12 protein-coding genes are annotated in these 11,779 nt (G+C 60.9%); 7 read left to right on the top strand and 5 right to left on the bottom strand.

Going from position 1 to position 11,779, the window contains the following annotated elements:
* Positions 1-58: 58 nt before the first annotated feature.
* Together D3D02_RS09525 and D3D02_RS09520 are read right to left on the bottom strand one after the other, a co-directional pair.
* Complete coding sequence (locus D3D02_RS09525) at positions 59-1,399, bottom strand: MmgE/PrpD family protein (RefSeq protein WP_121569745.1); 1,341 nt, start codon at positions 1,397-1,399, stop codon at positions 59-61.
* Positions 1,400-1,456: 57 nt separating this feature from the next.
* Positions 1,457-2,422, bottom strand: coding sequence for an NAD(P)-dependent oxidoreductase (locus tag D3D02_RS09520; protein WP_121569744.1), 966 nt, complete (start codon positions 2,420-2,422; stop codon positions 1,457-1,459).
* 208 nt (positions 2,423-2,630) lie between these two features.
* Here D3D02_RS09520 and D3D02_RS09515 point away from each other — a divergent pair, with 208 nt between their 5' ends.
* The 5 genes from D3D02_RS09515 (at position 2,631) to D3D02_RS09495 (ending at position 7,487) form a co-directional block, all read left to right on the top strand.
* Complete coding sequence (locus D3D02_RS09515) at positions 2,631-3,755, top strand: MFS transporter (protein ID WP_158599346.1); 1,125 nt, start codon at positions 2,631-2,633, stop codon at positions 3,753-3,755.
* A gap of 360 nt (positions 3,756-4,115) precedes the next feature.
* Positions 4,116-4,880 carry an HpcH/HpaI aldolase/citrate lyase family protein gene (locus D3D02_RS09510; RefSeq protein WP_121569742.1) on the top strand — a complete coding sequence of 255 codons (765 nt, stop codon included), beginning with the start codon at positions 4,116-4,118 and terminating at the stop codon, positions 4,878-4,880.
* 56 nt (positions 4,881-4,936) lie between these two features.
* Positions 4,937-5,785, top strand: a complete 849-nt coding sequence (locus tag D3D02_RS09505; RefSeq protein ID WP_121569741.1) for a fumarylacetoacetate hydrolase family protein — start codon at positions 4,937-4,939, stop codon at positions 5,783-5,785.
* A 141-nt stretch (positions 5,786-5,926) separates the two neighbouring features.
* Positions 5,927-7,087: an amidohydrolase family protein gene (locus D3D02_RS09500; protein WP_158599345.1), complete on the top strand. Its 1,161-nt coding sequence runs from the start codon at positions 5,927-5,929 to the stop codon at positions 7,085-7,087.
* Positions 7,080-7,487: a Rieske (2Fe-2S) protein gene (locus tag D3D02_RS09495; protein ID WP_121569739.1), complete on the top strand. Its 408-nt coding sequence runs from the start codon at positions 7,080-7,082 to the stop codon at positions 7,485-7,487. Before D3D02_RS09500 ends, D3D02_RS09495 begins: the two co-directional genes overlap by 8 nt.
* Here D3D02_RS09495 and D3D02_RS09490 read toward each other — a convergent pair.
* Together D3D02_RS09490 and D3D02_RS20285 are read right to left on the bottom strand one after the other, a co-directional pair.
* Entirely contained in the window at positions 7,470-7,826 is a 357-nt protein-coding gene (locus D3D02_RS09490; protein ID WP_121569738.1) for a hypothetical protein, read from the bottom strand. The two genes, D3D02_RS09495 and D3D02_RS09490, sit on opposite strands and share 18 nt — an antisense overlap.
* On the bottom strand, positions 7,826-8,590 hold the full coding sequence (locus D3D02_RS20285; protein WP_158599344.1) for an IclR family transcriptional regulator: 765 nt from the start codon (positions 8,588-8,590) through the stop codon (positions 7,826-7,828). The genes D3D02_RS09490 and D3D02_RS20285 overlap by 1 nt, the downstream gene beginning before the upstream one ends.
* A 168-nt stretch (positions 8,591-8,758) precedes the next feature.
* On the opposite strand from D3D02_RS20285, the gene D3D02_RS09475 reads away from it, so the two are divergent.
* Both D3D02_RS09475 and D3D02_RS09470 read left to right on the top strand, forming a co-directional pair.
* Positions 8,759-9,373 (top strand): helix-turn-helix domain-containing protein, encoded by a 615-nt coding sequence (locus D3D02_RS09475; RefSeq protein ID WP_158599343.1) that lies wholly within the window; start codon positions 8,759-8,761, stop codon positions 9,371-9,373.
* Between the two features lie 107 nt (positions 9,374-9,480).
* A complete protein-coding gene (locus D3D02_RS09470; protein ID WP_121569736.1) occupies positions 9,481-10,188 on the top strand; it encodes a LiaI-LiaF-like domain-containing protein in 708 nt (235 codons plus the stop codon).
* 110 nt (positions 10,189-10,298) lie between these two features.
* On the opposite strand, the gene D3D02_RS09465 is transcribed toward D3D02_RS09470, so the two are convergent.
* Positions 10,299-11,753: a DUF5518 domain-containing protein gene (locus D3D02_RS09465; RefSeq protein ID WP_121569735.1), complete on the bottom strand. Its 1,455-nt coding sequence runs from the start codon at positions 11,751-11,753 to the stop codon at positions 10,299-10,301.
* Positions 11,754-11,779 lie beyond the last annotated feature (26 nt).

Raw genomic sequence — 11,779 nt, 5'->3', positions numbered from 1 at the left:
GAGACTGTTCTGAGAGCCCTCCGCTCAGCGAAAAAACCGTCACGGGCCGTACTTCCTCTCAGGTCGACCAGTAGGCGAGAAGCGCGTCGACGGACGCGGATCCGTCGGCGACGACTTCACTGACTGCATCAGCGGTCCCGCGCCCCAGCGGACCGTCGACGAGCGTCCGCAGTTTACTCCGGAACTCCTCGTCGGTCAGCGGACGCTGTTCCGAACCGCGCGGATACGTGACGTCACTCGCGTACGTTCTCTCCTCGGTCTCGACTTCGATCTGCGATAGCCACGCTTCGTCGTACCGCGCTTCGAGGTCTTCGTCGTGGACGAACGTCACCTTCTCTGCGAGGTCCAAGACCGCGTCGTCTTCGCGCGCCGACGCGTCGAGATCGGTCGGCACTATGTTTCCGGTTCGGAGGGCGACTGCCAACTCGTACGGATAGGAGTACTCCGCGGCGTCGGCCGTCTTCGGCTTCCTCGTAGCGAGTCGGATCGCGTTCTCGAACGTATGCACGCGGACTGCCTCGATCTCTGCCGGGTCGAACTCGTACTGCTGGCGTAGCTCGCGTGCGGCGTCGATACCGGCGTGGATCCACCGACAGCCCGGGTACGGTTTGTAGTACTGTTCGGTAATGGTGTACTCCGATCCGAGCGTCGTCGGCTCTGCCACGTCGGTGTCGTCGAACGACGTTCCAGACCCCACGAGACCGCGCTCAGCCATCTCGACGGCCGTAATCCCGACGTACGCACCCCAGCCGATACCGTCTTTGGTGAGCCCACTGCCCGGGTTGGCGACGCTCCGCAGGATCGGTGTGATTGGCGCGTTGAAATCGGCGATCGCCAGCGCTTGGCTGGTCGCTTCTGGCGTGAGGCCCCGCAGCCTGGCGACGGCGGCGGCGGTCCCGAGCGGACCCCACGAGCCCGTTCCCGTGTGATAGCCCGTGATTTTGGGCCGAGTAGTTCCCGCTCGCACTGCGACCTCGTACCCCACGAGCGTCGCTTCGACCAGTTCACGGACCGTCGATCCCTGTTCTTCGGCGACTGCGACGGCCCCGGGAACGACAATGGCTGCCGGATGACCGTCCGAGCCCAGGTGTCCCTCGTCGATATCGAGGGCGTTGGCGGCGACGGCGTTGGCCAGGACAGCACCTTCTGTCCCGATTTTCCGGCCACTCCCGTCCAACACCGTCGCTTCCCCTTCAGTGAAGGTCTCGAACGCGTAGTCGGTCACCCGCTGGGTCTCCTCGAGTTGGTGACCCGCTGTGATCGCTCCGAGCGTGTCTTTCAGACTCCGTTCGGCGTGTTCGATGGCTGTCTCCGGTGCGGATGCGACTTCGTCTGAGAGCACGAACGAGACGGCCTCGGCCGTTCCCGCTGACGCGTCGGCGTCGTCTTGGCCAGTCATATCTGCGCCATATCTGTTGGAGTCTTAGATATCCTCCGGTGTGCGATCAATCCCATCTCACTGAATTTGCTGTTCGTGCTGCCTCTGTCGCACGGTGTCGATGTACTGCTGGAAGCCGGATTCGAGCCCGTAGCTCGGTTCGTACCCTAGATCTGCCTCGGCGGCCGAGCGGTCAACGTTGAAGTTCCACGGGTAGGACCCGTCGTCGGAGACCGAGAGGTCGGCGTCCGGGAGGATGTCCTCGACGACGTTCGCTGCTTCATTGATCGTCGCCCGCTCGCCGCTGATGTTGTAGACGGACCGGGCCAGTTCGGATTCGGGTACTTCGAGCGCGAGCCGGAAGGCCTCCGCCGCGTCCTCGATGTGGAGCCAATCGATGAGTTCGTCGCCGTGGTCCATCTCGTACGCTTCCCCCCGCGCCGGCTTCTCGACGATGTCCGTCAACTGCGTGCTCCCCGTTTCTCGGTACGGACCGTAGACGAGCGTGGGTCGGAGTCCCACCGAACAGATTCCGTACTCGTCTTCGTAGATCTCGGCCTGCGTTTCGTTGTACGCTTTGGTCCCGCCGTACACCGTCCCCGGGAGTATCAGGTCGTCCTCGGTGACGCTCTCTCCGTCGTATTTCTCTTCGGGTGCGTACACTGCTAGACTCGAGGCCCAGACGATCCGATCGACCTGCTCGTCGAGCGTCTTCGCGGCTTCGAGTACGTTGTTCATCCCACGGATGTTCACGTCGAGCGCTTTCCGGGGATTCGCCCGCGCTGCTGGCGTCAGGAGAGACGCTAAGTGTAGTACTTTCGTAGCTCCAGTCTCCTCGATCGCTTGAATGACGTCCAGCGGATCGGTCACGTCACCACGGCGGACCGAGACTTCCTCGGCCCTGTCTAACTGTTCGAGCGTGCCTGTGTCGGTCGATAGGTCGAATGCGACGACATCGAAGTCAGCACGACAGAGCGCGTCGATCGCGTATGAGCCGACGAAGCCGGTTCCGCCAGTAACCAATACGGTTGGCTGTGATTCCATCACGTGCACAACTACCGCCGAACAAATTTATATAATTTTGGATGGATCCCATCTGCGTAGCCGGGTAGCGTTCGTGCCCCGATTCCGACGATGTAGTACGGGCCTCGCTCTTCCCTCCCCGCTATCTTTTTTTGATCCGGTTGTGGAGTCTCTGCTTGTCCACCTAATGATAAAGAGAGGGTTATTTCGAGGGCACGCCGGCCGCCAGTTGGGACTGCACGCGGCTGGACTGCTGACCGCGCTCACCGGGATGCTTGCCATCTCGCCGCTCCTCCCGATCGTGATGAAGACGTTCGATGTTACCGCAAGCGTCACTGGTGCCCTCGTCTCGCTGATGTGGGTTTGCCACGCGGTCGTCCAGTACCCTGCTGGACGATTTGCCGACCAGTTCTCGTCACTGACGGCACTCGTTGCGTCCGAGGGAGTCCTCGTCGCTGGATTCACCGCGCTGGTGCTCGCCGACCAGTTTGGAGTCTTCGCGCTCGGTGTCGCGTTGATCGGGATGGGATACGGTGGATTCGAGGCCGCAGGCTTGGTGCACCTCGGCCTCCTGTTCGACGACGGCCAGGGGCGTGCGTTCGGGATCCGTGACGCTGCTGTCAACGCTGGAAGCGCGCTTTCGACGCTTCTCGCGGTGTCGTTCATCGGTTACGCCTCCTGGGAGATCGCCTTCGCCCCGATCGCCGGTGTCTTGGGCGTGCTGATCGGGCTGACACACTGGTCTACTCGAACCTCCCACGACGCAGGGTGGCCCGATCTGGATCCGGTCGAGAGGTTCAGAACAGTCTGCAACGGATCCTCGGTCCGGTTGCTCCTCGCGGTCGCCGCGGCGGCGATGCTCGTCTGGCAGGGCGCCGCAAGCTTTCTCCCGACGTTCTTACACCATACGAAGGGTTACACGACAGTTCAGGCCGCGTATCTATTCGCTGCTCTGTTCGGCGTCGGGATCGTCACGACGCCCGCTGCGGGGTACCTAGGTGACCGATGGGGCCACCTTCGGACCGCTATCGTAAGCACCTCGTGTGGAACCGTGGGACTCGTCGCCCTCACACAGGTTCGTACTCACCCCGCCGTACTCGGAAGCATCGTTCTATTCGCGATCGGGCTTACCTCGTTTTGGCCGCTTCTCTATACGTATTTGACCGGACAGTTCGAGCAGCGTCACGTCGGCGCATCGCTCGGGATCCTCCGTACCGTCTTCTTCGCGGCTGGCAGCCTCGGACCGGTTCTGGTGGGTGTCGTCGCCGATGGATTCGGATATACAGTTTCGTTCTGGCTGCTCGGAGCCCTCTTCGCGAGTAGCGGCGTCGGGTTAGCGTACGTGCGCGAGTGACCAACTGATATACCACGTTGCACTGCCTCTAAGCGGTCGTTTCTGACAATTTCGGTGTCGTTCTGTAGAATAGAATTTTAAGTGCTACTGAAATTCTGTTCGAGGCTGCGACCGCACACGAATCACAATCGTACGCTTGTGATTTTTCTCCGGGGGTGATCCGGTTCTATGGGGGCCGAATACGGCTGAGGCCGCCTTGTTCTGACAGAGTGACCAGTTATTCTGACCAAGAGAATTTTATATACCACCGCGGAGGAAAGGAGCAAATCCAGCTGAACACTCGATCCTTGCTGGGACTCCCGCACTCCTCGAACGCCGTTGTGGGAGAGATTTATTAGCCCCTCCTTCGACGTGGCGTGTATGCTAGATCGACCGTTACGGGAGCGACTCGATGCGGGTGAAGCAGTTCTCGGCACGTTCCAGATCCTCGATTCGGCTATGGTCTCGGAGATAGCGGCTGTCGCTGGTTTCGATTTCGTCGTTATAGATCGTGAGCACGGACCGATGACGACCGAGACCGCGATGCAGATGTGTACCGGAGCCCAAGCGAGAGGCGTCGACCCAATCATTCGAGTCGGGGAAGGGTCGGCTGCGCGCATCCAGCGGGCGCTCGACCTCGGTGCTAGCGGGGTCCAAGTTCCTCAGGTCGAAACCGAACGCGAGGCCAGACGAGCAGTGGAAGCTGCCCGCTTCCACCCGGTCGGCGAACGTGGACTCTCGCCGTACGGACGGGCCGGTGACTATCAGGGTGGTCCCGAGTTTACGACCGAACAGAACGCGCGGACGACGCTCATCGTCCAAGTCGAAGGCGAGGAGGCGATCGAGAACCTCGATGCGATCCTCTCTGTCGAGGGTATCGACGTTCTGTTCGTCGGTCCCTACGACCTCTCTCAGTCGCTCGGGGTTCCCGGTGATATCGAAGACGAGAGGGTTCGCGAACTGATGACGGATATCGTTGACCGGGCAGCGCAGGCCGGCACAACTGTCGGGACGTACGCGGACACGCCGGCCCAAGCCAGAGAGTGGATCGACGCTGGCGTCTCCTACGTGACGCTCTCGGAGGACTCTCCGACCTTGTACCGAGCGTTCGATGAATTGGTCGAGAGCGTCGGCTTGCACGAGTGATGACTCTCCTACCGGACACCCAAAGAAATTAATACTATAACCGAAACAAGGTGGATATGCGGTTTGTAAGATTCCAATCCGGCGGAACGACCAGTTGGGGCGCTCTCGACGATACGACGGTACACGACCTCTCGACGCTCCCAGGCCCCGAACCGACGCTCGACGACATCAGCAACGAGAACCGCGTTCGCGAACTCGCGCGTACCGTCGAACGTGGCCAGTGCGACACCTACGACGTCTCCGAGGTGTCGCTTCTGGCCCCAGTATCGACGCCGGGGAAACTCGTCTGTGTGGGATTGAACTACCGCGATCACGCTGAGGAGGCCGACCGTGACATCCCCGAGGAACCGCTGCTGTTCTCGAAAGCCCCCACGTGCGTCACGAACCCGGAGAGCCCCGTCGTTGCCCCGAACGAAGTGACACAACTCGACTACGAAGTCGAACTCGCCCTCGTCATCGGTCGATACGCTCGTAACGTGAGCGCCGCCGACGCAGAGGAGTACATCGCGGGATACACGATCCTCAACGACGTTAGCGCCCGAGACACGCAACTCAGCAACGACGAGCAGTTCTTCCTCGGAAAGAGCTACGACACGTTCGCCCCGCTCGGCCCGGCGCTCCGCTCGACGGTCGATTACGATCCGAACAACGTCGACATCGAGATGCGTGTCGATGGCGAACTCCGCCAGTCCTCGAACACCTCTGAGTTCATCTTCGACGTGTACGATCTCGTGGAGTTCCTCAGCCACCGACTCACGCTCCGACCTGGTGACGTCATCTCGACAGGCACCACGAGCGGTGTCGGCTTGTTCTACGACCCGCCCAAACTTCTCGAACCCGGCCACACTTGTGAAGCGACCGTCGAGGGGATCGGCACGCTCACGAACACGGTCGTCGAGGAGTAACCGGACTCGAACCACGGGAAGCCCACTCGGTCCCCGAAGACCACCCTTTTCGCATCCGTATTCCGGTTGTGAACGTCTGAGACACCGTTTTTCTCGACCCAGAACAATTAAGTACCGATGCTAACAACACACACGCGTACTATGGCAAGTGAACGAAAGGGGCAGTTTCCTGAGCGGACGGACTCGGCCCGACAGAATCGGTTGGCAGAACTCCTCGACGAGATCCCGGTGATCGACGTCGACGTCCACGTCTCTTTTTTTGCCGAGGAACTCCAGCGGGACATCGCGGATCGACTTGACGATCCGTACGCGCAGCAGCTCGAATACTACTTGAACGATGGCTCCTCCTACGGGTATAGCGGCTGGGCCAACGACACCTGGGACCGAGATTTGATGGGGAAAGCCCCCACTACTCTGGCTGAGGTCACCGATCCTCACGAAGACATTATGGACATCCTCTCCGAGGAGTTCCACATCGACCACCCCATCATCGACCCACTTCCCGAACTCAACACGGTCCAACAGACCGACAAAGCCATCGCCTATATGCGGGCCACTAATGATATGCTCATCGACCGGTTCCTCGACGAGTGTGAGGATATGTATGGCCTCCTGACGCTGATCCCGCACGATCCGGAGGCCTGCGCCGCCGAAATCGACCGGCTCGGAGACGAAGACCAGATCGTCGGCGCATTCTGGAACTCTACTGGCGTAAAGACGCCCCTAGGCGATCCCGAAAACGACGTCATCTATCGGGCCGCAGAAAAGAAGGGTCTCCCGATGGTCTATCACGGGGCCGCGGCGCCCGGCGTCGAAGTCGACTTCCCGATTCTGCAGTACGAGATGAACACCTACTTCGGAAACCACGCGCTCACGCACATCTTCTCACAATTTATGAATCTCACGAGCCTCTTCGAGAACGGCGTGCCGGCGAAGTTCCCGGATCTGGACTTCGTGTTCAAGGAAGCCGGCGTCGCGTGGGGCACGCTGATGTACCGCTTGAACCGGGAGTATAAAGAGCGAAAACCCGAGATCCCCCACCTCCAAAAAACGCCCGAGGAGTACTTCAGAGACCAGTTCTACATCGGAACGCAACCGCTCGACGAGCCCAACGACGACCGCCACATAAAGAGCATCCTCGATATGCTCGGGGCCGAGTCGCTGATGTTCGCGACCGACTATCCCCACTTCGACGTCGACAGCACGGAGTCGTTCATCCAGTTGCTCTCTGACTTCAGTGAGGACGAGCGCGAACAGATCCTCTACAAGAACGCCGCGGAGGTGTACGGGATCGATGTCTAACGCCGAGACGCCAGAAGTGACTGACGACGACGAGTTCGTGGTCGGCCGCACGTCTGACCTTGCGGAGGGTGAGCGAATGATCGTCCTCCTCGACGGCGCTGAAGTCGGCGTGTTCAACGTCGGCGGCGAGTACGTCGCGTATCCAAATTGGTGTCCGCATATGGGCGCACCGTTGTGTGAGGGTCCACTCGACGGCACGATCGAATCCTCCTTCGACAAGGAGACGCTCGAAACGGACCTCTCGTGGGGGAGAGAAGACGAGATGCTCTCTTGTCCGTGGCACGGCTTCGAGTTCGACGTGACCTCCGGCGAGTGTCGGTCTGACGGTCAGTACAAACTCCGGGAGTTCCCGACGCGTGTCGAAGACGGACACATCATCGTCTCACTCGGCTTCGCTTGATCCGACCGCGGTTTCGACGACGCGCCGGAACGCGGGCGCGGTCAACTCGAAAACCGAATTGACGCTCGCGTCGCGGTGCTGCCCCGCCGATTCGACTCGCTCGCCATCCACGAGGACTGTCCACGAGTCTGTTTCGGTCGGATCCTCGTTGACGAGACGGATCGTGCACTCGTACTTCGCTTCTAGCTCTGCGACTACCTCGTGGACGTAGGACCCGTCTTCGAAGGTCGGTGGTTCGTAATCCGGGAGATTGTACTCGGCCCGAAGTCGGTCGTTCGCCCGCCACCAGGCGGGCCGCGCTTCGTCGTTCGACTCGGAGTCGGGACTGTCTCCGTTCATCAGTAGTTCCGAATGTTCAACTCCACGACGTTTGCTGCCTCTCTGAGCGACTCTTTGGTCTCCTCTTCGAACTCGTTGTTCTTCATCCGAGTCGTCGGCGCGGAGACGCTGATACTGCCCAGAACAGTACTGTTCGATTTCACGATCGGCGTCGCGATACACCGGAGCCCTTCGCCGAACTCCTCTCGGTCGATTGCGATGTCTGTCTCACGGATCTCGGCGAGCTCCTCGTACAGCGTTTCGCGATCCGTGATCGTGTTTTGGGTCTTTTGTGGCATCCCCTCTTCGTCGATCACCTTCTCGACGTGGTCTTCGCGCATATGTGCCAACATCGCCTTTCCCACGGCCGTACAGTGCATCGCGACGCGTCGTCCGACCCGCGTCGAGAAGTTCACGTCGCGCGTCCCCTGCTTTCGATAGATGTAGACTGCTTGGTTGTTCTCCTTTGTGACTAGGTTCACCAGTTCGTTAATCTCGCCAGCCAGCCGGTCTACCTGTGGTCGCCCCGACTGATACAGGCTCGTGTTATACCGGGTGGCCTCACCGATGTCTAAAAACCGCAACCCTAGCTCGTAGAAATCGCCCTTCTGGATGACGTACCCCCGCTCTTTGAGCGTACTCAGGTAATTGTGAACCGTACTCTTCGAGAAGTCGACCTGCTCCGCAATTTCGGTCACGCGAGCCTGTTGTTGCTCCTCGAGCACTTCCACGATCTCGAGGAGCCGTTTCCCGGCCCGAACGGGATGTTTTGCACTATCGACCATTGGACTTCGTAGAGACCCCATCGAATTAAAAGTCGTGGTCGATCTGCAGTCGATGCCGTATCGGTACCCCTCGGTACCGACCCAAAACGGAACATTTGTTGCTGTCGTAGCCGCAAGTACCACACACGTATGACCATCATCGCAAAAGTTTATTTTTCGCATCCGAATATGGCCTTAGCAAATGTCATTTCGTCACTTCCGGACACTGACATTCGCGTGCTGCAGGAAGTGAGCACAGACCCCGTCAGCGACCAGTCGTTCTTCGTCGTCGAGACCGACGAGACCGAGAAACTCGAACGCGAACTGGGCGCCGACCACACTGTCGAACACGCTCACCGGGTGTCGAGCTACGAGGACCGCCCCGTTTACAGCATCGAGTTCGCGCCCGATACGCTGCTCCTCGGTTCGGTCGTCACCGAGCAGGACGGATTCGCGCTCAACGCCTACCGATACAACAACGGATGGATTGAACGCTGGCAGCTTCCAAACAGAGAGTCACTCCAGTCGGTCTGGGAGTACGCGAACGATCAGTCGTTCGAGTTCGATATTCGAGAAATTCATCAGATTTCGGAGAGCAACCAGACCGACACGAGCGGGCTAACCGACAAGCAGCGAACCGCTCTTATTTACGCCTACGAGAACGGTTATTTCGAAGAACCACGAGAGACGACGCTCGAAGAGATCGCCGATTCGTTCGGAATTTCGACAACTGCTGCGAGCGGCCGCGTTCGGCGTGGCGTGAAGAACCTCATCGAGTCATCCGCACAGGACTTCACAGAATAAATACTCGTAGAACAAACCACAATTCGTTTAATTCGATTTTCGATACCACTTCTCAGCTCACGCAGATTCGAGGTAGTATTTTCTGTTCTCTCAACATATCTGTCGGTATGGCGCGCACCCTCTCCGGCCGACTGCTCACTGGTGGCCTCGTCATACTGATCGGTGTGTTGCTTCTCTTGCGCACGACGGGAATCGCCGAGACGGACACGCTCTGGGACTGGGTTCCAGCCCTGTTCGTCCTGCTCGGCGTCTGGGCGATCATTAGAAGCGACTTCCGTAATCTCACAGGTCCCGTGATGGTCGTCGCGATCGCGGGCGCCTTCCTCCTGCGGAATCTCGGACTCGTCTCCGACGCGGCTATCGGAACGTGGTGGCCGCTGTTTCTCGTCCTCTTCGGTGTTCTCATCGTCGTGAACCGTTCCCGCCGTCAACGCCGGCTTCAACACGCCAGTGTCGACGCGGACGGCGAACTCACCGCCGTCGGCGTGTTCGGCGGCGGCGACCGACGGCTCTCGACGGACGCGTTCACCGGTGCCGAGATCGTCGCCGTCTTCGGCGGCGTCGACCTCGACCTCCGCGACGTCTCGATCCCGACCCCGCCCGCCGTCGTCGAGACCGTCTGTCTCTTTGGCGGCTCCGAAATCCGCGTTCCCGAGGACTGGGAGGTCCGCATCGACGTGTTGGCGCTGTTCGGAGACGCGTCCGATAGCCGCCCCCGACGAGCGAAATCTGCGGACGAAGCCGACGGAACTGCCGAACCGGACCTCGTCGTTACAGGACTCGTATTGTTCGGTGGTGTGGAGGTGCTGGACTGACCTCGACCAGTAGCCGCGTTCGGCCGCCGTCTCATAGATTATCGTAACTGTTCGGAGAGTCTCGCCGTACCGTCCGGCGAGACATCTATGCGGACGTACGATAATCTCTATCAGTCTCTGTAGTTCCCGCGCCCGACTTCGAGTTCGCCCGACGCCACGTACCAGCCCCGCCCCGGACCGAGCAGTTCGACGCTCGTCCGATCGTGGTACTCGTTGCCCGTCCAGCCGCCGGAGAACCACTCGTTCCGCCCGGAAAGCCCCGTCGAAACGTAGACTGTCGCGTTCGGCGTGGTGTCGTATGTGGCGTACACGCGACTGTCGTACTCGTAACATCGGTGCCGCTCTGCGTCCGTCCCAAAGCGACACTCGACGGCGGTCCGGTCGTACTGCGGCGTGAGAACCGGAGCCGTTCCCAGCGGGTCGGCCGTCTCGATCCGCTCCTCGCTTCTGAGCGTCACCGTGAACGTGAACGACCCGTCGTCGCGGACGCCCATCGCCGGGTCCGTGGGGTCGTATTCGTCGGGGCTGATCCGCTCGCGCCAACCCATCGTCTCGTTCTCGACGACTCGGTAATAGACGCGAGAGACGTCGATCCGGTCGGCCGAAATCGCGATCATCGGTCCGTGCTCGGTCTCGACGCGCTCGTAAGTGAAGTTCACCGGCGTCGGGTCCGGATCGTAGTCCCGGAGCGCCGGAACGTCCCGCTCGTAGCGTACGCTCTGGAGGAACTGTGCTGTGAGCTCTGTGTCGCCGTCGTCTGTCGGCATCGGGACGTACACCGTCGCGTTTTCGAGCGATCGGTCCGTCGAGAGCGTGACGCGGTACTCGTAGGTGCTTTCGGCGGACTGCTCGACGCGCTGCTGGCCGAGGACCGAGAGGCCGAAGAGCAAGAGTCCGAAGACGAGTACGACCACGAGAACACCGATCCCCACCGCGCGCCAGTTGATCGTCTCCTCGGGGCCGCGAGCCAGATACCGGTAGCCGAGTACGGCGGCCGAGGCGCCGGCGACCGCGCCGATCGGGAGCGCGACGAGCAGCGAGGGCCAGACGAGCGGATCCAAAACGACCGTGAGCGAGATCGTGACCGCGAGGAAGGCGGCGATCCCCGCCACTATCCCGCCGAGGATCGCCCTCCACGAGGGCGGTCGCGCGCCGTCTCCTCCGGCTCCGGTGAGACTGCCACCGGGGGCCGACGCGCGGCCGTCGGCGAGGAGCGCTCCGAGTGCGCCACCGACGCCGGCGACGAGTACCTGTCCGAGGGTCGCTGCGAGCGACAGGAGCGCGGCGATGCCCAACGACCGTAGCGGGCCGCCGCCAACTGGGAACTCTCCAAAGCGAACGGCTAAGACGACGCCCGTGATCAGCGTGCTCACGGCCGCCATCACGACGCCGGCGACCGCACCGGCGAGCGCGCCGCGCTTCGGACCCTCGCGTTCGAGGTAGCCGGCGACGCCGCCACCGAGCAGCGGCGCGACCAACAGTACCAGCGGGACGAATCCGAGTGCGCTGCCGACCACGCCGCCGAGCACCCCGTTTCGGAGCGTCGACGCTGTCCGCTCCTGCATACCGTTAGATACCTTACATTAGCATA

It is taken from the genome of Halobellus sp. Atlit-38R, assembly GCF_003665925.1.
Lineage (GTDB): Archaea > Halobacteriota > Halobacteria > Halobacteriales > Haloferacaceae > Haloquadratum > Haloquadratum inordinatus.
Note: the sequence above shows the minus strand (reverse complement) of the source record. Positions and strands in the feature narration are given on the sequence as shown.